Genomic DNA, 22,905 nt, shown 5'->3' on the forward strand with positions numbered 1-22,905 from the left:
CTGCGCGAGCGGCGTCACCATGAACGACTCTGAGGATCCCGAGAACACCGGCGGTTTCGCATGGATCTCCGGGCGGACAGGACTGCGGGCGGACCGGAGACGGATGCCCGCGATGCGCAGTGGGACAGTGTGATCTGCGCTGCTCAAACCCCGCAGCGGTGCTCAATTCGGCTACGGCCGGTGTCGGGCCCGGGGCTACGGATGATAGGCAGGGCGCGTGATCGACATGGGGGAGGTCCACGCCCGATGAGGATGATGCGCCGGATGGCGTTGTACGCCGCGCTGCCGCTGGTTGTGCTGCTCGCGGCCGGATACGGCTGGTACCGGGTGAGCGAAACCGGCAAACGGTGGCGGTACGAGGACCGGCTCGCCACGTACTGCGAGGGTCTGCTTCCGGTCGCCGAATCGGCGGCCCTGACCTCGTACTCCATCGATCCCGGGCTGCCGGGGGACCGCACGGGCGGTGCCGGTGACAACCGCTGGAGCGAGTGCGCAGTGGCGGACACCCGGCTGCTGGTCGCTCTGATTCCGTACGACGCCGTCCGTAACCGCAACCTCTCCGGTGAGCCGCTCTCGATGTTGCGCGACGGGAGTTCAGACCATCTGCCCGTAGCCATCGGTGGTGGATGGCAGGGCTACACCGATTTCCGCGACACCGGCGTCGTGCTCAACTGCACCGACCGGCCTGCCTCCCTCGTAGTGACCGTGAGTGCCGACGAGTCGCACGAGAACGCCCGGGAGACCCGGCAGATCGCCCGGCTGGCCACGGTCACCGCGGAGCGGGCCGCCAAGCGGTGGTTCTGCAACGCCCCGCACGGTGCCGGCGTGCCGCCCATCCTTCTGCAACCAGATCGCCGGGAGCCCGGCAACGCCACCGGCACCTGCGCAGGGGTCCCCGGTCCGGGCGACGGCTCCGTCCACTGGCACCGTGAGACCACCGCCGCCGGCGATGCTCTCCTGGAGACCTGCGCGTTCGGCGAGACGAAGGCGCGGGACGAGGAGCTCTACTGGTTCAATGCCGCGTTCGGTCCGTACGCGCAGCGCCTTCGGACCTCCGACGACGACGAGTCCGGTGGCTATCACGGCGACGCGGGCGCCGATCGCCACAGCGCCTGGGCGAGCGCCGAATGCGGCACGGGTCCGCGTGCTCTTTTCACCGTCAACGACACCGAGTACGCAGCCCCGTCGCACGGCTACCTCCGCACGGCCCTCCGTGCCTTTGCCGAACATGCGGCGAAGCGCCATGGATGCACCGACCTGAAACTGCCCTCCTGACGGCGCGGAACCGTGCTCAGGGATTGACGGCCCGATGAGTCCGCCGAACCCCGGGCGCTCTCCCAGGGGTGACCAGATTCGGCCGTAGCATGTCAAGAATCATGGTGATGTGCCTTGTTGCTTCAAGGTCGTCGTGTCTCAATGGGGAAGGCGATCCCCCCTGACGGACCGTCAGGAGAGTTCTGCATTCCGGCGTGGCACGTCGATCCACGCGTCGGCAGTCCCCCACATTCGGTAGTCCCCCCACATGAAGGGCAACCACCATGAGGCATGGCATACGGCGACTCGGCTTCTGTTCCGCCCTGGCCGCCGGCACGCTCGCGCTGGCACCCACTGCTGAAGCGGTCACCCCCACAACCGCGACCATCAACTTCGACTGTGGCGTCTACGGCTCGGGCAGCGCGACCCTCACCGCCACCCAGAGCGGCACGGCCGCGACCATCAACCTCTCGACGTCCGCCATCAAGGCACCGATCAGCGTCGGGGCGAACTCGGTCACGTCAACGCTCACACTCACCAACAAGGGCTCGGGAGCGGTGACGTTCACCGGCAACTCCAACCCCGCCATCCCCGCCGGAAGCCCCGTGTCGACGGGGCCGCTCAAGGGAACCGTGGCAGCGGGCGACAGCCTGGCGGCCAAGTCTCTCAAGGTCGTGGTCTTCGGTATCACCGCGACCTGCAACGCGACGTCCGCTCAGGCTCCCGGACCGTTCGTGTTCTGAGCCGGCCCCCTCGCGCTGAGTGAAGTACCTGGCTGAAACGGCTACGGTGCGGTCGGCCCGTGTCCCCGCCTGCGGGCGGGTGGCGCGGGCCGACCGTGCGATCGCGAGCGGGCACTCGACCAGATGCCTCACCCGGGCCACTTGCCGTGTGTGTGCAGGGCCCCCTCCAGCCGGGCGATGTCCGCGGCGGCCTTGGGCCGCCGAGGTCGTGAGGGATCCCAGATCGGGCACAGGCGGGCCAACTCCTGGTTGGTTAAGCCCACTTCGCGCAGGCGGCGGTCGCGGTCCTCGTGGGTGCGACGCGAGCCCATCGCGCCGACGAACGCGACCGGCAGCCGCAAAGCCGTCTCCAGAAGAGAAACATCGAATTTGGCGCCATGGGTGAGACGCACAGGACAGTTCGTGCGTCGGTCGTGGTCTGGCGGAGGCAGCGGTGCGGCCAGTCGACCACCAGTTCGGCGGCCTCGGGGAAGCGGGCCCGAGTGGCGAAGACCGGCCGGGCGTCGCACACGGTCACGTGGTAGCCGAGGAACTTGTCGGCCCGGACCAACGCCGCCGCGAAGTCCACGGCGCCGAACACGATCACCGGGGCGGCGGCACCCTCGACTCCACGAACAGCGTCACGCCGCCCGGACAGCGCGACCCGTCATCCGCGACGTCGACAGTGCCGGTGCGGCCGGTGACCAGCATCGCGCGAGCCTCCTCCGCCGCTGTCCGGTCCAGTTCCGGTTCTCCGCCGCGAGGCCGCCCTCGTACGATCCGTCCGGTCGGACGAGCAGCGCCCGCCCGAGCAGTTCCGCCGGGCCCCGGGCCACCCGGGCGAGTGCCGCAGCCTCTCCTCGGTCCGCGGCCGACACCCCCGCCCGGAACACCGATGCGTCGGCGCGCACCGGTGTGACCAGGATGTCGATGACGCCGCCGCAGGTGAGCCCTACCGCGAAGGTGTCCTCGTCGTCGTACCCGAACCGTTCACGTACCGCGCGCCCGTCCAGGAGCACCCGGATGCACAGGTCGTACACCGCGCCTTCCACGCAACCGCCGGACACGGAACCGATGACGGTGCCCTCACCGTCGACGGTCAGGGCGGCGCCGGGACCACGCGGCGCACTGCCGCTGACGGCCACGACAGTGGCGACGGCGCAGTCCCGGCCCTCCTCGAACCACCGGTTCAGCCCCTCGCGATGTCAAGCACCCCGGGCTCCTCCCTCCGCCCGGCCACCCCGGGCCTCGTCCGCCGCCCCGCCGCCCCGGGCCTCGCCCGCCGCACGAAGGACGCGGTCCGGACGGATCGGAAGCTCCCGGTGGCGTACGCCGGTCGCGTGCCACACCGCGTTGGCGATCGCGGCGGCGACTCCCACGATGCCGATCTCGCCGATGCCCTTGATGCCGACCGGATCGCCCGGAACGGGATCGTCCACCCAGGCGGCCTCGATGAGCGGCACGTCGGCGTGCGCGGCGAAGTGGTAGCCGGCGAGGTCGGCGCCGACATGGCCGCCCGAGGCCCGGTCCCTGATCGCCTCCTCGTGGAGCGCCATCGAAAGCCCCCAGGTCATTCCGCCGATGAACTGGCTGCGGGCGGTGAGCGGATTGACGATGGTGCCTGCGGCGAAGATGCCGAGCAGCCGTCGTACGCGCACCTCACCGGTGTCCACATCCACCGCGACCTCTGCGAACTGCGCACCGAAGGAGTGGCGCTCTTTCTTGCTGAGCGCGCCGATGGCCTCGGCGGTGTTCGACCGGGCGGTGATCCCCTCCGGCGGAATGCCGCCGCCCGGCGCCAGCCGCTCCCGCAGTTCGTCCGCGGCGATCGTCACCGCCCACGCCCAGGAGCGCGTTCCCATCGAGCCGCCGGCGATCATCGCCGGGCCGTGGTCGCTGTCCGCGATGCGAACCCGGACGGATTGCGGATCCACTCCCAACGCGTCCGCGGCGACCAGAGCCATCGCGGTCCGCGCCCCGGTCCCGACATCCGCCGCGTCGATCCGTACGGTGAAGTTGCCGTCCGGTTCGGCCGTCACGGCCGCGGTGGACGGCCCCACCCCTGAGGGGTAGGTCGCCGCCGCCGTTCCCGTCCCCAGCAGCCAGCGCCCCTCACGGCGCAGCCCGGGACGAGGATCCCGGTTCGCCCAGTCGAACCTGCGGGCGCCCTCCTCGAAACAGGCGAGCACATTGCGGCTGCTGAACGGCAGCCCGGACACGGGACCCGTCTCGGGTTCGTTGCGCGCGCGGAGAGCGATCGGGTCCACGCCGCACTTCTCGGCCAGCTCGTCGAGGGCCGATTCGAGGGCGAAGGACCCGGGCGCCTCGCCCGGTGCGCGCATCCACGTAGGGGTCGGCACATCGAGCCGTACGAGCCGGTGGAGGGTGTGATGCGCATCGGCGTCGTACAGCACACGCCCCAGGACGGCGCTCGACTCGACGAACTCGTGCACGGTCGACGTGAGGCTCTGCGCCTGGTGGTCGAACGCAAGCAGCCGGCCGTCGGCGTCGGCGCCGAGCCGGATCCGCTGCGCCGTGGGGCTGCGGTAGCCGATCAGGGAGAACATCTGGCGGCGAGTCAGCACGACACGGACCGGGCGGTGGAGGACGGTCGTGGCCATCACGGCCGCCACTTGATGCGGGCTCAGCCCCTTCGATCCGAAGGCGCCCCCGACGTGCTCCGACCGGACCCGTACGGCCGCCGGATCGAGGGAGAAGAGCTGCGCCAGCTCACTCGCCACCCAGCTGCTGCCCTGGTTGGAGTCGACGACATCCAGCCGGCCGCCGTCCCAGCGGGCCGTGGCGGCATGCGGCTCCATCGGATTGTGGTGTTCCTCCGGAGTGGTGTACTCCGCGTCCACGACGGCGGCGGAGGCGGCGAGTCGGGCCTCGACATCCCCCTTCTCCGTCTCGGCCTGCACCATCGGGGTGCTCTCGGGTGTGTAGGCATCCGGACGGCCGGCATGGAACGAGACATCGTGCGTCTCCACGTCGTACTCGACCACCAGAGCCTCGGCGGCTTCCCTGGCCTGCTCGGACGTCTCGGCCACCACCAACGCCACCGGCCAGCCCGCGAAGGGCACGCGGTCGTGCTGGAAGATCCCGACGACCGGGTTCGGCCGCCCCAGCATGCCCATGTAATCGATGTCGACGCGCGGAGCGTTTCCGTGGTGCAGCACGGTCAGAACGCCGGGCATGGCCAGGACGGGGCCGTCCTCCACCGAGCGGATCCGGCCGCGGGCCGCGGTCGACAGCACCAGCCAGCCGTGGGCGAGTTCGGTGAAGGGAACCTCCCCGGCGTAGCGGGCCGCCCCGGTCACCTTGTCGCGGCCCTCCACCCGGGTACGGGCGGAGCCGACAGCACCGGTCAGGGCGGCGACCCCGGTCGTCGTGGTCATCGGGAGGCCTCCTCGGCGAGCTCGGTCAGCACGGCCACGATGAGGTTGCGCATCAGGGTCACCTTGTATCCGTTCTCGGGAAGGGCCTCGGCGGCCGCCAGCTCGGCATCCGCCGCAGCGGCGAACTCCTCCGCGCCCGCCGGTCCGCCGATGAGGAGTTGCTCGGCGGCACGGGCCCGCCATGGCCTCGATGCGACGGCCCCGAGCGCGAGACGCACTTCGCGTACGACACCGTCCCGGACATCGAGCGCACCGGCGACCGAGCCGATCGCGAAGGCGAACGAGGCGCGCTCGCGCACCTTCCGGTACCGCGAGCGGGCGGCGACCGGCGCGGGCGGCAGAGTGACGCCGGTGATCAGGGCGCCGGGCGGGAGGGCGGTCTCGACGTGCGGCGTTTCACCCACCGGCGGATAGAACCCGTCGATCGGCAACTCGCCCGGTCCGTCCGCCGTTTCGTACGAGATGACGGCGTCGAAGGCGGCGAGGGCAACTGCCATGTCCGAGGGATGGGTGGCGATGCAGTGCTCGGACGCGCCGAGGATCGCGTGGTTGTGGTGCTCACCGTCGATGGCGGGACAACCGCTTCCGGGGGAACGCTTGTTGCACGGCCTGCTGATGTCGGTGAAGTAGCCGCAACGGGTCCGCTGGAGCAGATTCCCGCCGACCGTGGCCATGTTGCGCAGTTGCCCCGAGGCGCCTGCCAGCACGGCCTGCACCAATGCCGGGTAGTGACGCCGTACGTCGGGGTGGGCCGCGAGATCGCTGTTGGTGACGGTCGCCCCGATCCGCAGCTCTCCGTCGAGGCCTAACTCAATTGTTTCGAGGGGGAGTTCTCGTACGTCGACGAGGAGCGCGGGGCGTTCCACGCCGGTCTTCATCAGATCCACAAGGTTGGTGCCGCCGCCGAGGAACCGGGCGTCGGGAGCGGATCCGATCAGAGCGACCGCTCCGGAAACGTCAAAGGCTCGTTCGTAACCGAATTCCCTCATGCCACTGCCTCCTTGCCCTGGATCTCGGCCGCCTGCGCCACTGCCTGCACGATCGACACATAGGCGCCGCAGCGGCACAGGTTGCCGCTCATACGCTCGCGGATCTCCTCGGCGCTGAGCACGGGCGTCCCCGCTTCCGGCCGGACATCGTCGGTCGCTGCGCTCGGCCAGCCCGCCGCGTGTTCCTCGATCACCGCGATGGCCGAACAGATCTGACCGGGTGTGCAGTAACCGCACTGATAGCCGTCGAGGTCGAGGAAGGCCTGCTGCACCGGATGGAGCCGCTCGCCATCGGCCACGCCCTCGATGGTGGTGATCGCCCGCCCCTCCGCCGCGACCGCGAGCTGAAGGCAGGAAACCGCCCGGCGCCCATCGAGCAGCACCGTGCAGGCACCGCATTGGCCCTGGTCACAGCCCTTCTTGGAACCGGTCAGGTCGAGATGCTCACGCAGGGCGTCGAGCAGGGTGGTGCGATGGTCGACGGGCAGTGTGTATTTCTCACCATTGATGTTCAGGGTGATGGCACTGGACATCGATTGATTCATGATCGGCCTTCTTTCGCGTTGCTGATGCGCGTCGAACAAGACGATCCCGGTGGACATTGCGGGAGGGAGCGGGCGATGAGGACGTATGAACCGTTGACGGTGGGCACAGGTCAGCCGCACCGGCCGGATCTGCCGCTAAGGTAAGTCCAAGCGGACAGTTGTCCACTTGTCGTCGAACCTAGCGGACAGCTGTCCGCTCAGCAAGGCCGGACTCGGCTGCCCCTTCCGGGAGGAGGAAAAATGCGGGACGAGGCACGGGACGGGACGTGCGATTCGGTGCGGGACGGGAAGGGCGCGACTCTGCGCCCGGACGCGCAACGCAACCGTGAGCGCATCCTGGAAGTCGCATTGGCAGAGCTGACGCGGGCGGCGGACGCCCCGCTGAGCGCAATCGCGAAGAAGGCGTGCGTCGGGCAGGGGACCTTCTACCGCAACTTCCCCAACCGCGAGGCCCTCGTCCTGGAGGTCTACCGCTTCGAGATGCAGCAGGTCGCGGACACCGCGGCCCAGCTGCTCAGTACTCGCGCACCTGACCGGGCCCTGAGGGAGTGGATGGACCGTCTCGCACAGTACGCCATGGCCAAGGCAGGCCTGGCCGATGCGTTGCGCAAGTCCACCAGCAACTGTGGCAGCAGCCTGGCCCAACTGGGACACGGGCCGGTGACCAGGGCGGTCACACTGCTGCTGACCGCGAACGAGGAGGCCGGCACCATCCGGCCGGGCGTGACACCCGACGACTTCGTACTCGCCATTGCCGGGCTCTGGCAGATCGACCCGCACAGCGAGTGGCAGCCGCGCGCCACGCGCCTCCTGGACCTTGTGATGGACGGCCTGCGGGCGGGGGCACCCGGAGCGGGAGGCCGCGCGGCGGACGAAACGGAAGCGGGCGTTCGCGCGGCGGGTGGGACGTGATCGCGGCCGAACGCTGGGCAGTGGCAACGGGCTGTCAGCCACCGCCGGGGCGCGTCCGGAATCGCGCACGTCTCCCGTGAGATGACCGGATTTCGACGGCGTCCGTGCCGGGACGGGGAAGGCGTCCGCCGATCCGGTTCCGTAATCGGCCGGTGCGTAGGGTGCGGGGATGATCGAGGTACCGGAAACGTTCGCGAGGAGCACCATCGAGCGGGAGGGCGAGCCCGGAGCGGTTTGGCTCGCTGGACTGCCCGGGATCGTGGAGGAGCTGTTGGGGCGCTGGGAATGTGTGCCGGACGGCGAGGTCATGCATGGGAGCGTCGGGATCATCGTGCCGGTGCAACGGCCGGCAGAGGGGACGGCTGTGGTGAAGGTGTCCTTCCCTCACCCCGGCAACGTCCACGAACCGGACGCGTTTGCGGCCTGGGACGGACGCGGCGCCGTGCTGCTGCGTGATCGCGACGACGAGCACTTCGCGATGCTGCTGGAGCGAGCCCGGCCGTCGACCCTGGCGGAGTTCGAGGACGAGGACGAGGTGGCGAGAGTCGCAGGCCGGATCAGCCATGCGCTGGCCGTTCCCGCGCCCCGTGGACTTCCGAGGCTGCGGGAACAGGCCGATGCCTGGGAGGCACAACTCCGCCAGGACGCCAGGGAGCTGACGCACGCACTGCCCCGGTACGCGGTGGACGCGGCCGTGGCGACCGTCCAGGAGCTGGGCCACGATCAGCCGGACACCCTCGTCCACGGCGACCTGCACGCTCGCAACATCCTGCGCGCCGACCGAGAGCCGTGGCTGGCGGTCGACCCCAAGGGGTACGCAGGAGACCCGGCGTACGACAGCGGGACCTTGCTCAAATCGCGGGCGCTGACACTCGTCGAGGCGAGCGACCTACGGAAGGCACTGTTCCGCACCCTGCACGTCTTCGCCGAGGCGGCCGAGGTCGATCGCGAACGCGCGCGGTGCTGGGCCCAGTTCCACGCCGTCCAGGCTTCGTTCTGGGGCCGCCGCCACGGATTTCGTAGGGCGCGGAAAGGGGCAGGACTGGACTGGCTCACGCAATTCGTCGATTCCCTGTCGGAGTTGCTCGTCGACCGTGCGTAGCCCGGGAGCTCGTGGGGGAGCGGGAAGGACATGAATCGCCGGCCACGCGCGGGACAGCCGTCGGAGGGGCGGCGGGTCACTGACGGCGGCACCTCGATGCCCGGCATCGCGGGGCGGCGGCACCACCGGACGCGCACTGCGGCCCGCGATCTCGGCAGTGGAGCGGCGGCTCGGACCGCGCTGTTGCGCAGCCCGCCAGAGCATCCGTGGTCAGGGGCCGGGGTGTGCTGTCCGGTTCGACGAGAATGACGGTGCAGGTGGCGGCATGCGTGAGCGTGGTCGTGAAACTGCCGTCGGCGAACTGCATGACGGGCCCACGCGGCGAGCGCCCGATGGCAACGGTGCGGGCGTTCACGTCCACGGCATGCCGGGCGAGGGCGCGGCCTGCGGCGGCGTGGTCGCCGACGGAGTCGTGGCCGCGATGACGGCGCGTTGCCCAGGCCCCATCCGGCGCGGAAACCGACGGTGCGGCCCCACTGACCGGCCACCGACTCGTTAACTTTAGTTGCGCACTCTATCTCTGGAAACTATGGTTGTCGATATGACGCCGCCTGAGATCACTACCGCGGAAGAGGCAGCCCTCGACAAGGCTCTTCTGGACGCCCTCAACCCACTCGCCTCGGCGATGCGTGCGCGGGCGACCGGACTTCCTGAAGAGCGCATGTGGGACGCCGCCCCCATCGACGTCACGCTCTCGATCCTCACCGCCTGGAAGGTGGTGGACGCGGAGGTCAAGCGATTGACGGCAATTGCGGCAAGAACCGCGGGCTCCTACGGTGCGAGCTACGAGCAGTTGGGTGCTGCTTGGGGTATCACCCGGCAGGGTGCCCGCAAGAAATGGCCCAAAGCGATCGAAAGGCCGACCTCCGCGGCAGCGGGGACGAGCTTCATCGAACTGTGCGGTGGCAGCGCCGAAGTCTCCCGGGATCCGTCATCGGGTGGCTGGAAGTGGGCCGGACGGGGAGCCGATGGAACTTGCGGCGAGGACGGCACCGCGCACTACGCGACGAAGGAGGAGGCTGCCGCCCACGCAGGCGCCTTCCTGAAGGAGCATGCCACCGACTGACCGGATGAGCGGCGGCTGACCGACCGGCCTCCCACGCCGGAACTGCCGAGGCGCGTTGGGAACGTGCTGGTCCCGCGCTGGCGCCGAGCTTGTCAGTGGTGTGGTGCATGATCGGCATGTTGGCTCTTCGAGGAGATGGGGCACTATGCCGATCACGAACCAGCAGGTGACTGAACGCGCCTTTCTGCGGCCGCTGTACGCGGACGACTACTTTCCGGATCACGTCCTCGACAAGGGCACGGCGATTCTGCTGAACCTGTGCGAGCGGATCGAGGCAGAGCGGCCGGTGGATCTCCAGGCCCTGTATGTGCTCACGGAAGCGGCGACGGAGCAGTTCAATCTACTGGAGGCCGAGTTCGAGGCGGCAGGCAGTGAGATCGAGACCGTCGCGCGTGAGGAGATAGCCGAGGACTTCTGGTTCGTGGCGTCGGCCTACGGCTTCCCGGACGCGGACGTGGAGGAGCTGATCGCCGCCAGGGATTGGTGAGCGGTGGGCGATGAACGGGTGGCTGGGGCGGTGGGGACTTCAACGCGGCGAGGTGTCAAGTGCGGCAAGACCGTTGCGGACAGCAGCGGATGTCTTGTCGAGCTGCTCACGCTGATGAACACGCCAGTCGGAGTCGACGCGAAACGGATCGCCGGTGAAGCGGGGGATGACGTGAAGGTGTACATGGAAAACCTCCTGGAACGCGGCTTCGCCGTCCGCGAGAAGCAGGTTGACGCCCTCACACCGCAGACCTGACCGATGCAACGCCCGCCCGAGCCGGTGGGCCACCTTCCAGACCCGGACGCCGACGTCCTCCTGAAGATCCTCCAGCCCCGCCGCGTGCGTCTTGGGAACGACCAACAAGTGACCAGGGTTGACGGGCCGGAGATCCATGAAGGCGACCACCGACTCGTCTTCGTGAACGATGCTGGCATCCGCCTGGCCGTGCACTATCGCGCAGAAGACACATTCGTCGCCTGCCACAAGCCGCTCCTCACGCTCCAAGTACCGAGTGCCGATCACCACATCAGAGAACTCACCCGAGCGCGAGCGAATTCCATCCCGCCCGATGCGAGAAACACTGTATGGACGTCTTCGTCGGCGAATATTGTCATGTTTCACTCTGAGCAAGGGACGTGACCATGGCAGAACGTGTCGTTCCGCCTCGTGTGGTGGCTGCAGAACGTGCCGCCGCCGAGGCAGGATTCAAGAAGAGTTGCATCCCTGAAGTGGGCAGGCTCCTCAGCCTGGCCGCTGCTGCGAAACCTGACGGAGTCATCGCGGAAAGCGGCACCGGATCGGGGGTGGGTACTGCTTGGCTGCACAGTGGACTTGGCGCCGGTGCGCGCCTGGTCACCGTGGAGCGTGACGAGGACCTGGCCCGCCGTGCGGCCGCCGTCTTCGCGGGCGACCCGCGCGTCAGCGTCCTCATGGGGGATTGGCGGCTGCTTGAGCAGCACGCCCCCTTTGACGTCTTCTTCTGCGACGGCGGGGGCAAGCGTGATGATCCGCAGCGGGTCGTCGAGCAGCTCGCTCCTGGTGGCCTTCTCATCCTGGACGACTTCACCCCCTCGTCCCGCTGGCCACCTCGTTTCGAGGGTGAAGTGGATGAACTTCGCCTGTTCTACCTCACTCATCCAGACCTGGAAGCTACCGAGGTGCTCACAACACCGGGTAGTTCAGTGGTCATTGGGACGCGCCGCGCTTAGCCATGAAGGGAAGCGATGTCCTGCCTACTCGGTCTCGCCCGACTGCTCGCCGGAGCGGGAGCGTCGGTGGGCTGAGACCCGTTCGCGGGTTGCACACCGGCGGGAGCAGTAGCGGCGTTCCGGGCCGCTGCCTTGCGTGACGAAAACGTTCCGGCAGCTGGACGACGTGCAGATCCTGCCGGGCGGGCGTTGGCGGTCCCAGACGAGAACAGCCAGGGCCATGCAGGACGAGGCGAGGAGCCATTCGTCCCAGGTGGCATCGTCGTCGCTGTCGAGATGGGGGTGCCAGGGGGAGCTGCCGCCGTGCGAAGTGAGGCGGAGAGGTCCCGTGTGCTCCCCCAGAAGCCGATTGAGGTGGGCGGCCGCTCCGTCGGCGGTATCGACGCTGAAGACTCCCCGCAATAAGGCGGCAGCCGCACGCATCGCGGCGACATCGTGAGTGGTGAGCGCGATGACGCCTGTCTCGCCGTACGAGCGAAGCACATCGGCTACTTCGCTCGGGTCGGGGAGCTCGGCATCGAGAACGTTGATCAGGGCGGCGGTCCGCCGAGCCACGGCCAGTACGGAGTGCCGGGTGGACCAGTCGTCGATGTGGGAAGACACCTGGGCAATGTAACGCATCTTGCTAGGTTTTGAGTTACCTCCGTAACGTGTTGCTCATGAAATCGCGTTACTCGCTCCGCCTCTACCTCGTCGGAGCAGCGGCGGCTCGTGCCGGGGACGAGATGTCAGGACCGGCGCTGATGCTGGCCGGGTTCGCGTCGGCCGGATCTACCACCGACGCGTCGTCGCTGCTCGCGGGCATCACGATCTCCGCCGTTGTAGGAGGGCCGCTGCTCGGGGCGCTCCTCGACAGAGCGGAACGACCGGGCCGCCTGCTGGCCGGAGCCCTAGGCCTGTACGCGGCCGGCCTGGGAGCGATCCTCGTGGGGCTCGGCCGTTTCCCGTTCACTGTCCCCTTCCTGATCGCGGTTCTGACGGGGCTGCTGGGGCCGGCCCTCTCGGGCGGATGGACGGCCCAGCTCCCTCGGGTGGTACCGGGTGACGGGCTGCCCCGTGCGAACGTGCTCGATGCCATGACGTTCAGTGCGGCGAGTCTGGCCGGTCCGGCTCTCGCGGGCGGCCTGGCGGAGGTGCTGGGAGCGCCGACGGCCGTCGTGGTCTCCTCAGGGCTCATCGGTTTGGCGCTGCCCGGCGCCTGGATGCTTCCGGCCCGTCATGGTCGGGGGCGAGGCAGCCGGACGAGTTCGGTGTTCAGCGAACTCGCTGCCGGAATCCGGGTTGTCATGAGGGAACCTCCGCTGGCTCGGGCGACCCTGACCTCGGTCGTCTCCTGCATTGCGCAAGGCATGCTGACGGCCTGCATGGTGCTCCTCGGCGAGCGTGTCCTGGGCGGAGCCGGTCGCGGCGCGATGCTGCTCTCCTGCGCGGCGGTCTCCGCTCTCGTCGCCAACGCCGTACTCGCGAGGTTTCCGCGCTCACTCGCCCCCGATACGGTCATCTGGGCCAGTGCCTTGGTCCAGGCTGCCGGGTTGGCCCTGGCCACGGTGGGGCAACCAGCGCCGGTGATCATGGCCGTACTGGTGATCGGGATCGGTGAAGGTCCCCGACTTGCCGCCTTGTTCGCGATCCGCCACCGGGAAGCCCCGGACCACCTGCGTGGCCAGATCTTCACCACCGGAGCCAGCTTGAAGATCACCGGATTCGCCCTGGGGGCTTCGGTGGCCGGGCCGGTCGCGACCTGGTCCCTTCAAGGTGCTTTGGCCCTCGCAGCGTGTGTGGCGGCCCTTGCGGCACTGGCCTTTTTTGTAATCCCGTCGACGAAAGTCGGCTCGTCCGGGCACCGTGCGACATCGCGTTGACGAGCGAACAGGCGGGTCGCCTTGCCTGTCCCGGCGCCAATCTCGAGGGCAGTCCGAACCGGATGACGCGCGTACGCCATCACCATGTCGAAAAGCTCCAGGGCGTAGCCCGGACGGAACTGCTCGTAGGCTTCAGCCATTGCTCCGAAGCTCTGTGCACGACCGGACATGCCGAGCATCCTGACACGGGCTGTGCCTTCAGTGACCCGGCCAGGGACCTTCCGACGGACACGGCGCTCACCCATCAGGGCCCTTGGATCAGTTTGTCGCCCTCCGGGCCCGCGCCCGCTCCCATGACCACGAACCCGCACCCACCAGCAGAGCCGTTCCCAACGCGTACACCGGCACCCAACGTGTCGTCGTCGCAGCGAGACAGTCGGCGACGGCCTGGCGGCTCTGTATCTGCTGCGTATGGGCCAGCGCGTCGGCATCACGACCGGCCAGGTTCCCCAGAGCGGCCTGCGTCCGCAGGCTCTCGTACCGGCCGGACTCCACGCACCCGTGCCGGGCGCCCGGCATCGGGAACAGCCAGTCCCAGCGCCCAGTGCCGGCGCCAGCGTCAGTGCCACGCACAGACCCACTACCAGCGCCCGAAATCTGCCAGGCTCCATCCGTAGGTCGCCCGTCGATCCGGCGTCCACACCGGCACATGGCCGAACGACAGGACCACCGCGAGCAGCGTCACCCCGAGATAGGTGAAGAACCACTCCCACGAGCCCTGCGCAAGCGAGAACGCCGGCACCACGGCCAGGGCGGTCCCAGAACACCAGCATCGCCGGCCGTCCGCTCCCCGATGCCGACCACGGGGCCCCGGGCACCTCGACGGTTGCGCACATTCACACGCCCTCTCCTGCCTGCCTCCGGAGCGCCAGCCTCCCGCAGCGGCCCGTTGCCACCCTTCGAGACCACAGTGGTACGTCTGCGACCACACGCGAACGGCACAGCCACCAGCCGTCCGGCCAACCCACCCAGCCGCTCGGGCGACCATGAGGCTGCTCCGGCCGCGCGGCCGGTCCGCGGCACGCTGATGATGCTGGGGAGCCCGGCTGTCAGTGCTGGATGCAAGACTGCTCGGCATGATCGAACCGAATCCGAAAGCGGACCTGCTCCGTTACCTGCAAGACGGGCGTGACGCCCTGTTGTGGAAGCTCGATGGGCTCTCGGAATACGACATCCGTCGCCCGCTGACCCCCACGGGAACGAACCTGTTGGGGCTGGTCAAGCATCTCGCCGGCGTGGAACTGGGTTACTTCGGCGACACGTTCGGGCGGCCGTTCTTCAACGAGGAGCCTCCGTCTTGGTGGTACACGGAGGATGCAGAACCCAACTCGGACATGTGGGCCACGGCAGACGAGTCGCGCGATGACATAGTTGGGCTCTATCAGCAGGCGTGGGAGCACTCCAACAGCACGATCGAGACGCTGACACTTGACGCGATCGGTCACGTCCCGTGGTGGCCGAGCGAACGAAGCGAGGTGACACTGCACCACATCCTGGTGCGCGTGATCTCCGATACCCAGCGGCACGCAGGCCATGCCGACATCGTGCGCGAGCTCATCGATGGAAGTGTCGGGTACACGCAGGGCCAGGACAGTCTCCCGCCAGGCGATCAGGCATGGTGGGAGGAGCACCGGCGGCGACTGGAGGGCGTGGCGCGAGAAGTCGGCGACAACTGACCCGACACTGCCCTGCCTTGCCCTGCCCTGCGCTGCCCTGTTCTGCCCTGTTCTGTTCCCGACCCGGCGGCACTGGGTCGCATCACAGGGCAAGGGCGGTGCCCCGAGCCGCCGGAGGAGGTCAGAGGAGTCCGAGCCAGTAGCGGTACGCCGAGGCGAAGGGTTCGACGTCGTTCCCCCCACGACGACAGGATTTCATCAACCACTCGCACGTCTGCCGGGCCTTGCTGATGAGGCCTGCGGGATAGCCGTAGCTAATTCGATGTGCGGCGAACTCGTCCTCGTCCTCGACATGGGCTTCGCCGCCACGGAGCCGCACGACATCGAGATCGAGGTCCACCATGCGCAGCACGGCCCCGCTCGGGCTCCACTCGGGTGCCGTGCACACGTCGCAGTAGATCTCGGGGCCCGGGTCCACGCAGAACGTGGCTGTCCACCACTCAGCGCGAGGCACCAACATCACGTAGGCGAACCGGCTCGTCCGGCCGCCCGTGGCCGAACGGACGGGGACACCCCGCGCCGTGCCCAACCACACCCCGTGCTCGTCTTCACCCAGCCGGACAGCAGTCCACCGCGCGCTCAGGCTGCCGTCGTATTTCCGGATGTCGACCAGCACGGAGGTGCACTTTGTGATCACACCAAGAGGCTTACCCGACAGCCCTGTCGAAATACCAGCGGCTGCCTCCCGGCCCGGCGGACGGAGCGCTCATTCCCCTCCCACGCTGAACAGGGCATCACGCGCGGTGGCCACGTCGAGGTCGGTCCAGCCCCTGACCGAGATCCGTGCCTCCTCGCCGGGGAGCAACGTGATCAGGCCGCGGTCCGCCACGGCGTCGGGCCCCAGCCGGTCGGGCTGCAGCAGGAGATCGCGCACCAGCGTCCGGGCCGTGACGACGATGTCGACTGCGCCAAGTGCGCTCCCGGCTCCAGCTCCGGCTCCGGTTCCGGTTCCGATGCCGGTTTCAGGATCGAGACGGACGTCGTACTGCGGCACCGGGTAGGCGAACTCCTTGTCGAGTACGGGGAAATACACTGCTCGGAGTCCGTCGGCATCAGCCACCAGGAATTCTCTGGAGGAGCCCTCCTCCGGCAGCAGTGGGCTCGTCACCGTAAGTCTGGTGACCGTCCGCGGGCCCGCTTCCAGCTGCACTGACGCCTCGTGCAGCACGGTTCCCTCCGCGTCGAGCCGGCGCAGGTGGACCGCCGTGCGCCAGTCGGAGCCGGACTGATTGTCGAGAGCGAGTACGGGACCGTCATCCGTGGGGACGAGGGAGAGCAACCGGTCGGCGTAGAGCCGCCGCAGCTCGTGGTAAAGCGGCTTGAGCCGGCCGTCGCCGTCGATGGCCGCCCACGAGCTGACCGGCCAGCAGTCGTTGAGCTGCCAGAGAACGGTGCCTGCACACACCGGCCAACTCGCCCGCCAATGCTCGATACCCGCGGCGACGGCGCGTGCCTGGACGACCTGTGCCAGGAAGTGCCACCGGTCGAAGTTCCCCTCAGGCAGGCCGAAATGACGCTCGATGCCCCGGTTCAGTTTGCCGTTGCCGTCCTCTGCCTTCTGGTGGTGCAGCATGCCGGGGGAGCCGGGGGCGAGCCGCTCGCCGGGCAGAGCACGGTGGAGCGTCGCGAGGGCGGGAGGAGCCTGCCAGCCGAACTCGGCGCAGAATCGGGGCACGTCTGCCCGGTACTCGGCGTAGTCCCGACGGTTCCACACCTCCCACGAGTGGTGGGTGCCGTGCCTGGGATCGTTGGGATGGTGGTCCCATGACCCGGACCAGGGGCTGCCCGCCGTGTACGGGCGGGTCGGGTCCAGCTCGGCGACGATCCTGGGCAGCATGCCGAGGTAGTAGCCCTCGCCCCAGGAATTGCCGGCCAGCGGCGGCTCCCAGTCCCAGTCCCGGAACCCCCAGAGGTTCTCGTTGTTGCCGTTCCACAACACCAGACTCACGTGTGGCATCAGCCGGATAACGTTGTCACGCGCCTCTGCTTCGACCTCTCCGCGTAGTGGCTGCTCCTCCGGGTAAGCGGCGCACGCGAACGGGAAGTCCTGCCAGACCATGAGACCCAGCTCGTCGCACACGTCGTAGAACGCGTGGTCCTCGTAGATGCCTCCGCCCCAGATGCGGACCAGGTCGACGTTGGCCTCGGCGGCCTGGGCCAGTCGCTTCCGGTAGCGCGCGGGCGTGACCCGGGAGGGCAGGACGTCGTCGGGGATCCAGTTGACCCCGCGCGCGAAGATCCGTACGCCGTTGACGACGAAGGTGAAGCCGGTGCCGTGGGAATCTGCCGAGCGGTCGACCTCGACCGTGCGGAAGCCGACGCGGCGCGTCCAGGCGTCGAGCCGCTCACCCCGCTCGTCGAGCAGCGTCACGACGAGGTCGTACAACGGCTGGTCGCCGTATCCCCGCGGCCACCACAGTGCGGGGTTCTCCACGCTCAGGCGCAGCACCGCGCTGTCCTCTTCGAACGGGATCTCCGCCTCCGTGCCGGCGACGGTGGCGCGGAGGGTCAGCCGACGGCCGTCGCCGTTCGCGGTGCGCTCCGTGCGTACCCGCAGTTCGACGTGGCCTGTTGAACCGTCGACCGAGACGAGGGGGCGGACCTCGGCGAGGCGGGCGGTCGACCAGTGTTCGAGGCGCACCGGTCGCCACATCCCGGCGGTCACGACGGTCGGGCCCCAGTCCCAGCCGAAGCTGCACGCCATCTTGCGGATGTACTGGAAGGGCTCCGGATAGGCGTTCGGACGCTCCGCGGTCACGGCGCGGACGCGGTCCGCCTCGTCGTAGGCCGATGCGAATCGCACTTCGAGCCGTCCGGCCCGCCCTGTGACGTCGAAGCGGTGGACGCGGTGCATGTTGCGCGTGGTGCCGAGGCTTTCGCCGGCGAGGACGACCTCGGCGGCGGTGTCGAGTCCCTCGAAGACCAGCTCGGCCCGCTCGTGCTCGCTGCTGTTGTGCAGCTCGCTCACATAGGACCACGCTCGTCGTCCCACCCAGGCGATCTCGGTCTCGTTGCGACCGATGAAGGGATCGGGTATGACCCGGGCGGCGAGCAGATCGGTGTGGACACAGCCGGGGACACGGGCAGGCAACAGCGCGTCCTCGTGGCGCAGGCTCCAGCCCTCGTTCAGCTGGGTGACGTCCTTCATGGTGTGCGGCTCCAATCGCCTGGCAGCTGATGGATGCGTTACGGGGCGACGCGGTTGACCCGGTGATCAGCACACTGTCCGTCCATGAACCGGTGAAGGTTTGAATGGTTCACTTGCGGCCATCGACAGGGGGCCCAGGGGCAGCTGACTTGTGTGGATCCTGACGGGTAGTGGTTGCGGATGGACGTCGCCCGACGAACATCAACTTTACCGGTTCAGGTGCGGCTGGCATAGTGCCGCCACTCGGTGGGATCGCCGTTGTCTCGTGCCGAATCCGGCTGGATCTCCGCTCAACGAGAGTGCGACACGCCGCTCGGCGGCGGGCCGGTACTGCCCCGGGGGACGAAGCCGGCGCATCCCACGCGGACGTTCCCCACGTCGTCACCGGCGACGAGGGACAGGAGTGCGCTCGCCGCGCGTGCGCCGTGGCCCGGAATGTCACGGGTGACCACCGAGAGCACGGGGCGGACCACCTGCGTGAGCGGGGACTCGTCCCACGCCACGACCGAGAGGTCGGCGGGGACGGAGAGGTTCAGTTCCTGGGCCACCGAGAGAGCCGCGACGGCCATGATGTCGTTGTCGAAGACGATCGCCGTGGGGCGCACGGGTGAGATCATCAGGCTCCGTGCCGCGCGGGCACCCTCGTCGCCCGTGTAGTCGGTGTGGATCACGGCCGCCTCGGGGATCCCGGCATCCCGGCAGGCCGCGCTCAGGGCCGCGTCCCGCACCGCCGTGTGCGCCAGTGCGGCGGGCCCGGCCACGCGTGCGATCCGGCGATGGCCGAGTGCCGCCAGGTAGCGGACGATCTCGTGGACGCTCTCACCGTCGTCGGACCAGATCGCGGGGAGTGTGCCCGTCACGTGCGGCGGCCCGATGGCGACCGCGGGCAGGCCGAGCGCCTCGATGGCGGGAGGGCGGGCGTCGTCGGTCTGCAGGTCCATCAGGAGGACGCCGTCGACCCGACGTTCGCCCCACCAGCGCCGGCACAGTTCGATCTCGCTCTCCTGCGAGGCGACGATCTGCAGCATCAGTGCGTACGCGCGCTCGACGAGGACGCTCTCCACCCCACTGATGAACTCCATGAAGAACGGCTCGACTCCCAACGTCCGGGCGGGGCGCCGCACGGCGAGACCCACTGCCTGCGCCCGACCGCCGGTGAGTGCGCGGGCCGCGCTGTTGGGACGCCAGCCCAATTCCTCGGCGATGCTTTTGATCGACGCACGGGTGGTCGCGGAAACGCCCGGCAGGTCGTTGAGCGCATACGAGACCGCCACCTTGGAGACACCGGCGCGGCGTGCGATGTCCGCCATGGTCGGCCGCTTCACACGCCGCTCCTGTTCTGCGCCGAGCTGTTCATCGTGGGGAGAGTCTGGAGAGACCTTATCGCCCGGCCGGGCCGCTTCGGGCGCCGGTGCCGCGCCCGGTGGGTGGATCGAGATCGGTTGCCGCCCGGCCGGAAGCCGATACGCGGCGCTGCCGGTGCCGCCGGTGGCCCTCGGCTGGGGCGGCTACACGGTTCCGGGGCCCTGGTAGGCGCCCATGTTCGGCGGGTTGCCGACCGGGTTTCCGTACAGGTCCCGGTCCGGAGAGCCCGGGACGGGGGTGCCCGAGCGCAGGGCGGGGGAGCCGGAGCGCAGGCGCAGCCCCAGGGGCACGGCGCCGGTGGGGTCGGAGAGCAGCGGGTCGGCGGTGGTGCCGCCAGGGTTCGCGGGCGTGCCGACCGTGTTCACCAGGTTGTTGTGGGAGAGGGTGACGCCGCCGCTCTTGAGGTTGAAGGAGGCGGTGCCGGAGCCTTCCTTGACCACGATGTTGTTGTCGAACGCGATCTCGTGCTTCTCGGTCGTGTTCTCGTTGACGACGGTCTGGCTGACGCCCTCGCCGGCGTAGATCGTGTTGTTGTGGAAGCGGACGTCGTCGAAGGAGCCGCGGCAGGTCTCGATGCCTCGGAAGTGGTCGTTGCGGCTGATGTTGTAGCGGATGACCGCGTTGCCGAGCTTGCCGGTGGCGGTGCAGACGAGGAAGAATCCGCCCGCGTTGTCGTGGCTGACGTTGTACTGGAAGACGGTGCCGAAGGTGCCCTCGTCGACGTCGTACGCCATGCCGTCGCGGGTGGTCTCGCCGCCGGACACCTCGTTGTACTGGAAGACGGTGTTGTCGGCGTTCCAGGGCCACATGCCCGCGTTGTAGCCGGCGGAGCGGCGCTGAAAGCCGTCGAGGCGGTTGTGCTCGACCAGGGTCCCGTCGGTCGCGGTGATGACGATGCCGTCGCCGCCGAGGTCCGCAAGAGTGTTCCCGCGCACCACGATGCGGGTGGAGGGCACGTAGGCGGGCCCGTTCGGGTCGAAATCGCCGTGCACCGGACGGTTGTTCCAGGTGGAGGCGAAGTAGATGCCCTCACGGTCGACGGTGCGGACGGTGTTGCCGGAGACGACCACGTCGTCGAACCTGGTCGGCACGGTGGAGCCGGTCACCGAGAAAAGGATGCCGGCGGAACCCTCGGTGCCTTTGGTGTCGTCGCCGAGGATGTCGTGAACGTCGAGGCCGGTGAGCCGGTAGTGGGTGCCGGTGCCGAAGTCCTGGAGCTGGACCCGCACCCCTCGCTTGTTGCGCCCGGGATTGCCGGAGTTGGTGATCTCCAGGTTGCTCGCCTCGACCCACTGGGTGTTCTTCAGCAGCAGGGTCTCGGCGTTGCCGGCGCCGTCGATGACCGGCTTCGCGCCTTGTCCGTACGCCCCGATCACCATGGGCTTGCCCTCCCGGCCCGATCCGTCCGGGGCGAGGGTGCCCGTGCAGCGGCTGCCTCGCTTGAGCAGGATCGAGCTGCCGGTCTTCAGCTCCAGGCGGTTGACCTGGTCCAGAGTCCTCCAGGGCCGGCTGCGGGAGCCGTTCTCCTTACCGGACGCAGTCCCGCAGTCGACGTACTGGACCTGCCGGGAAGTGTCGCGAGGCGTGTTCGCCGCTGAGGCGGCGGGTGCGGTGGATGCTGCCAGTGCGACGGCGACGAGTGCCGCGCCTGCCGTGCGTACGGCCTCGGAGCGGCGTGGCAAGGGTATGTTCATCTGTCTCCGCTTTCATTGAGTTGCTTCCCCTGCCGCGCTCGGAAGCGGGCGGCCGGGCATGGGTTTCGGTTCGCGTGGAGAGGCGTCGCACAGCGAGGCGGCCGCTCGGAAGATGTCGTCACCTGAACCGGCGGCCGGTCCCGCCACTGTGGTCACGAGTCGGCCGCCACTGCATTCGCCGCGTCCGCTTCGTCGGCGGATCGCTCCAGAAGTCCGGTGACGCAGGTGAGAGTCCGGAGTTCAGACCGGGAAATGGGACCGGGAGGTGGGGCGGGGCCGACTCCGGCCCCCGGAGTCAGCCCGTAAATGAATCTGCGGTTGAGGCCGGCCCTCGAAGTCGGTCCTCAAGGGGCAGCCCTCGAAGCCGATCCCTGAACAGGGACTTCAGGCGGCCTCTCGACAGCTGTGGATTTGCTGCGGTGAAAAGTAGGCCCGCGCTACTGGATGCTGAGTTCGACCCGCAGCGGCCGGTGGTCGGAGATCGCCACGTCCAGGACCTGGGCCCGCCGGGCCTCGACCCCCTGCGAGGCGAACACGTAGTCGATGCGCTCCCGCGGATTCACCGAGTCGTACGTGAAACCGTCCCCCTTCCCGGCCACCGGCCAGGTGTCGGTGAGCCGCTTCGTCACCGAGGCGATCTCCCCGCTGCCCGGCGTCGCGTTGAGGTCGCCCACCAGCACCGTGGGAAGACGGGAGCCGTTCACGATCGTGTTGATCGCCGCCACCTGCGTGTGTCGCTCAGCCTGCGAAGTGTGCTCCAGATGCGTGTTCAGGAAGCGGAACTTCTTGCCTCGCACCATGAGGTCGGCCTCCAGCAGACCCCGTTGCTCGCCCGTCTCCGAACGGGGCAGGAGCGTGTTGTGGGAGTTCGTGATCGGGAAGCGGGACAGGATCGCTGTCCCGTACTGGCGTCGCGGATCGCCCGGCTTCTCCGGGTCCAGGTCAAGGTTCGTTCCGTAGGCCAGGTGAAGGCCCAGTCGCTCCGCGAGCCACTCCGCCTGATCGACGAATTCACTGCGCGAGGCGAAGTGCCGATCCACCTCCTGCAGGCCGATCACATCGGCCCCCGACTGCTCTACTGTCTGGGCGACATGATCGAGATTCAGAACATCGTCGGGATCCGTGCCGTGGTGAATATTGAATGTCATCACCGTCACGTCACGTCCGGGCACCGACGCCGAGGCCGACGCCGGCCCGGCGGCGGCCAGAGCCGTAGCCGCGGTCAACGCCGTCACTGTGATCAACGCGCATCTGTCCCACACACGAGACACACCACACCTCCGAATGGCGTAGAAAACGAACGCCAACTCACGACGTCCCGAGGGTGGTTGAACATAACCGCACTCAGTCAAACACTCAACTGGTGAATCATAATGGTATGTCTGATTTCAAGTTCAGTGACGCGATAATCCGATATAGGTGGTGCGGATTTTGGTCGTGCGGACCCCTTGACGTCGCGGCCCCTCGCCCCCAACAT

20 protein-coding genes and 2 pseudogenes are annotated in these 22,905 nt (G+C 68.6%); 9 read left to right on the forward strand and 13 right to left on the reverse strand.

The window, feature by feature from the left end; translation table 11 throughout:
• The first annotated feature begins 264 nt into the window (after positions 1 to 264).
• On the forward strand, positions 265 to 1,275 hold the full coding sequence (locus tag ACIRJP_RS22700; RefSeq protein WP_404176989.1) for a hypothetical protein: 1,011 nt from the start codon (positions 265 to 267) through the stop codon (positions 1,273 to 1,275).
• A gap of 263 nt (positions 1,276 to 1,538) precedes the next feature.
• Positions 1,539 to 1,997, forward strand: a complete 459-nt coding sequence (locus tag ACIRJP_RS22705; protein WP_404176992.1) for a hypothetical protein — start codon at positions 1,539 to 1,541, stop codon at positions 1,995 to 1,997.
• 182 nt (positions 1,998 to 2,179) lie between these two features.
• On the opposite strand, the pseudogene ACIRJP_RS22710 reads toward ACIRJP_RS22705, so the two are convergent.
• The 4 genes and pseudogenes from ACIRJP_RS22710 to ACIRJP_RS22725 form a co-directional block, all read right to left on the reverse strand.
• Positions 2,180 to 3,169: pseudogene (locus ACIRJP_RS22710) on the reverse strand (XdhC family protein); the annotation flags it as partial.
• Between the two features lie 12 nt (positions 3,170 to 3,181).
• Positions 3,182 to 5,374, reverse strand: coding sequence for a xanthine dehydrogenase family protein molybdopterin-binding subunit (locus ACIRJP_RS22715; protein ID WP_404176995.1), 2,193 nt, complete (start codon positions 5,372 to 5,374; stop codon positions 3,182 to 3,184).
• On the reverse strand, positions 5,371 to 6,363 hold the full coding sequence (locus ACIRJP_RS22720) for an FAD binding domain-containing protein (RefSeq protein ID WP_404176998.1): 993 nt from the start codon (positions 6,361 to 6,363) through the stop codon (positions 5,371 to 5,373). The genes ACIRJP_RS22715 and ACIRJP_RS22720 overlap by 4 nt, the downstream gene beginning before the upstream one ends.
• Positions 6,360 to 6,908 (reverse strand): (2Fe-2S)-binding protein, encoded by a 549-nt coding sequence (locus tag ACIRJP_RS22725; protein ID WP_404177114.1) that lies wholly within the window; start codon positions 6,906 to 6,908, stop codon positions 6,360 to 6,362. The genes ACIRJP_RS22720 and ACIRJP_RS22725 overlap by 4 nt, the downstream gene beginning before the upstream one ends.
• A gap of 240 nt (positions 6,909 to 7,148) precedes the next feature.
• Here ACIRJP_RS22725 and ACIRJP_RS22730 point away from each other — a divergent pair, with 240 nt between their 5' ends.
• Together ACIRJP_RS22730 and ACIRJP_RS22735 are read left to right on the forward strand one after the other, a co-directional pair.
• Positions 7,149 to 7,820 (forward strand): TetR/AcrR family transcriptional regulator, encoded by a 672-nt coding sequence (locus ACIRJP_RS22730; RefSeq protein ID WP_404177000.1) that lies wholly within the window; start codon positions 7,149 to 7,151, stop codon positions 7,818 to 7,820.
• A 169-nt stretch (positions 7,821 to 7,989) separates the two neighbouring features.
• On the forward strand, positions 7,990 to 8,922 hold the full coding sequence (locus tag ACIRJP_RS22735) for an aminoglycoside phosphotransferase family protein (RefSeq protein WP_404177003.1): 933 nt from the start codon (positions 7,990 to 7,992) through the stop codon (positions 8,920 to 8,922).
• A gap of 196 nt (positions 8,923 to 9,118) precedes the next feature.
• Here the strand turns inward: ACIRJP_RS22735 and ACIRJP_RS22740 are convergent.
• Positions 9,119 to 9,328 (reverse strand): annotated as a pseudogene (locus ACIRJP_RS22740) (MFS transporter); the annotation flags it as partial.
• 135 nt (positions 9,329 to 9,463) lie between these two features.
• On the opposite strand from ACIRJP_RS22740, the gene ACIRJP_RS22745 reads away from it, so the two are divergent.
• Together ACIRJP_RS22745 and ACIRJP_RS22750 are read left to right on the forward strand one after the other, a co-directional pair.
• Positions 9,464 to 9,988 carry a hypothetical protein gene (locus tag ACIRJP_RS22745; RefSeq protein WP_404177006.1) on the forward strand — a complete coding sequence of 175 codons (525 nt, stop codon included), beginning with the start codon at positions 9,464 to 9,466 and terminating at the stop codon, positions 9,986 to 9,988.
• Positions 9,989 to 10,133: 145 nt separating this feature from the next.
• Positions 10,134 to 10,475 carry a DUF5713 family protein gene (locus tag ACIRJP_RS22750; protein WP_383722349.1) on the forward strand — a complete coding sequence of 114 codons (342 nt, stop codon included), beginning with the start codon at positions 10,134 to 10,136 and terminating at the stop codon, positions 10,473 to 10,475.
• A 39-nt stretch (positions 10,476 to 10,514) separates the two neighbouring features.
• Here the strand turns inward: ACIRJP_RS22750 and ACIRJP_RS22755 are convergent, their stop codons facing one another.
• Positions 10,515 to 10,958 carry an HIT family protein gene (locus tag ACIRJP_RS22755; protein ID WP_404177010.1) on the reverse strand — a complete coding sequence of 148 codons (444 nt, stop codon included), beginning with the start codon at positions 10,956 to 10,958 and terminating at the stop codon, positions 10,515 to 10,517.
• A gap of 158 nt (positions 10,959 to 11,116) precedes the next feature.
• On the opposite strand from ACIRJP_RS22755, the gene ACIRJP_RS22760 reads away from it, so the two are divergent.
• Positions 11,117 to 11,683 carry an O-methyltransferase gene (locus tag ACIRJP_RS22760; protein WP_404177013.1) on the forward strand — a complete coding sequence of 189 codons (567 nt, stop codon included), beginning with the start codon at positions 11,117 to 11,119 and terminating at the stop codon, positions 11,681 to 11,683.
• Positions 11,684 to 11,707: 24 nt separating this feature from the next.
• Here the strand turns inward: ACIRJP_RS22760 and ACIRJP_RS22765 are convergent, their stop codons facing one another.
• The gene (locus tag ACIRJP_RS22765) at positions 11,708 to 12,304 is read right to left on the reverse strand and encodes a CGNR zinc finger domain-containing protein (RefSeq protein ID WP_404177016.1); all 597 of its coding nucleotides are present in this window, start codon (positions 12,302 to 12,304) and stop codon (positions 11,708 to 11,710) included.
• A gap of 38 nt (positions 12,305 to 12,342) precedes the next feature.
• Here ACIRJP_RS22765 and ACIRJP_RS22770 point away from each other — a divergent pair, with 38 nt between their 5' ends.
• On the forward strand, positions 12,343 to 13,545 hold the full coding sequence (locus tag ACIRJP_RS22770) for an MFS transporter (protein ID WP_404177019.1): 1,203 nt from the start codon (positions 12,343 to 12,345) through the stop codon (positions 13,543 to 13,545).
• Between the two features lie 580 nt (positions 13,546 to 14,125).
• Here ACIRJP_RS22770 and ACIRJP_RS22775 read toward each other — a convergent pair.
• Positions 14,126 to 14,290 carry a hypothetical protein gene (locus ACIRJP_RS22775; protein ID WP_404177022.1) on the reverse strand — a complete coding sequence of 55 codons (165 nt, stop codon included), beginning with the start codon at positions 14,288 to 14,290 and terminating at the stop codon, positions 14,126 to 14,128.
• A 331-nt stretch (positions 14,291 to 14,621) separates the two neighbouring features.
• Between ACIRJP_RS22775 and ACIRJP_RS22780 the strand changes: the two genes are divergently transcribed.
• Positions 14,622 to 15,221 carry a DinB family protein gene (locus ACIRJP_RS22780; protein ID WP_404177025.1) on the forward strand — a complete coding sequence of 200 codons (600 nt, stop codon included), beginning with the start codon at positions 14,622 to 14,624 and terminating at the stop codon, positions 15,219 to 15,221.
• 121 nt (positions 15,222 to 15,342) lie between these two features.
• Here ACIRJP_RS22780 and ACIRJP_RS22785 read toward each other — a convergent pair whose 3' ends face one another.
• The 5 genes from ACIRJP_RS22785 to ACIRJP_RS22805 all read right to left on the reverse strand — a co-directional run bounded on the left by ACIRJP_RS22785 (position 15,343) and on the right by ACIRJP_RS22805 (position 22,735).
• Positions 15,343 to 15,858: a DUF402 domain-containing protein gene (locus tag ACIRJP_RS22785; protein WP_404177028.1), complete on the reverse strand. Its 516-nt coding sequence runs from the start codon at positions 15,856 to 15,858 to the stop codon at positions 15,343 to 15,345.
• A gap of 69 nt (positions 15,859 to 15,927) precedes the next feature.
• Positions 15,928 to 18,369, reverse strand: coding sequence for a glycoside hydrolase family 2 protein (locus ACIRJP_RS22790; RefSeq protein ID WP_404177031.1), 2,442 nt, complete (start codon positions 18,367 to 18,369; stop codon positions 15,928 to 15,930).
• Between the two features lie 290 nt (positions 18,370 to 18,659).
• A complete protein-coding gene (locus ACIRJP_RS22795; protein WP_404177034.1) occupies positions 18,660 to 19,694 on the reverse strand; it encodes a LacI family DNA-binding transcriptional regulator in 1,035 nt (344 codons plus the stop codon).
• A gap of 183 nt (positions 19,695 to 19,877) precedes the next feature.
• Positions 19,878 to 21,428, reverse strand: a complete 1,551-nt coding sequence (locus ACIRJP_RS22800) for a right-handed parallel beta-helix repeat-containing protein (RefSeq protein ID WP_404177037.1) — start codon at positions 21,426 to 21,428, stop codon at positions 19,878 to 19,880.
• Between the two features lie 437 nt (positions 21,429 to 21,865).
• On the reverse strand, positions 21,866 to 22,735 hold the full coding sequence (locus ACIRJP_RS22805; RefSeq protein WP_404177040.1) for an endonuclease/exonuclease/phosphatase family protein: 870 nt from the start codon (positions 22,733 to 22,735) through the stop codon (positions 21,866 to 21,868).
• Positions 22,736 to 22,905: the final 170 nt, after the last annotated feature.

It is taken from the genome of Streptomyces sp. NPDC102437, from assembly GCF_044765565.1.
Classification (GTDB): Bacteria; Actinomycetota; Actinomycetes; order Streptomycetales; family Streptomycetaceae; genus Streptomyces.

Excerpts from the sequence above, each read along its gene's own strand:
- ACIRJP_RS22700 (WP_404176989.1), top strand. The coding sequence starts at position 265 with ATGGCGTTGTACGCCGCGCTGCCGCTGGTTGTGCTGCTCGCGGCCGGA.
- ACIRJP_RS22705 (WP_404176992.1), top strand. The coding sequence starts at position 1,539 with ATGAGGCATGGCATACGGCGACTCGGCTTCTGTTCCGCCCTGGCCGCC.
- ACIRJP_RS22715 (WP_404176995.1), bottom strand. The coding sequence starts at position 5,374 with ATGACCACGACGACCGGGGTCGCCGCCCTGACCGGTGCTGTCGGCTCC.
- ACIRJP_RS22720 (WP_404176998.1), bottom strand. The coding sequence starts at position 6,363 with ATGAGGGAATTCGGTTACGAACGAGCCTTTGACGTTTCCGGAGCGGTC.
- ACIRJP_RS22725 (WP_404177114.1), bottom strand. The coding sequence starts at position 6,908 with ATGAATCAATCGATGTCCAGTGCCATCACCCTGAACATCAATGGTGAG.
- ACIRJP_RS22730 (WP_404177000.1), top strand. The coding sequence starts at position 7,149 with ATGCGGGACGAGGCACGGGACGGGACGTGCGATTCGGTGCGGGACGGG.
- ACIRJP_RS22735 (WP_404177003.1), top strand. The coding sequence starts at position 7,990 with ATGATCGAGGTACCGGAAACGTTCGCGAGGAGCACCATCGAGCGGGAG.
- ACIRJP_RS22745 (WP_404177006.1), top strand. The coding sequence starts at position 9,464 with ATGACGCCGCCTGAGATCACTACCGCGGAAGAGGCAGCCCTCGACAAG.
- ACIRJP_RS22750 (WP_383722349.1), top strand. The coding sequence starts at position 10,134 with ATGCCGATCACGAACCAGCAGGTGACTGAACGCGCCTTTCTGCGGCCG.
- ACIRJP_RS22760 (WP_404177013.1), top strand. The coding sequence starts at position 11,117 with ATGGCAGAACGTGTCGTTCCGCCTCGTGTGGTGGCTGCAGAACGTGCC.
- ACIRJP_RS22765 (WP_404177016.1), bottom strand. The coding sequence starts at position 12,304 with ATGCGTTACATTGCCCAGGTGTCTTCCCACATCGACGACTGGTCCACC.
- ACIRJP_RS22770 (WP_404177019.1), top strand. The coding sequence starts at position 12,343 with ATGAAATCGCGTTACTCGCTCCGCCTCTACCTCGTCGGAGCAGCGGCG.
- ACIRJP_RS22780 (WP_404177025.1), top strand. The coding sequence starts at position 14,622 with ATGATCGAACCGAATCCGAAAGCGGACCTGCTCCGTTACCTGCAAGAC.
- ACIRJP_RS22790 (WP_404177031.1), bottom strand. The coding sequence starts at position 18,369 with ATGAAGGACGTCACCCAGCTGAACGAGGGCTGGAGCCTGCGCCACGAG.
- ACIRJP_RS22800 (WP_404177037.1), bottom strand. The coding sequence starts at position 21,428 with ATGAACATACCCTTGCCACGCCGCTCCGAGGCCGTACGCACGGCAGGC.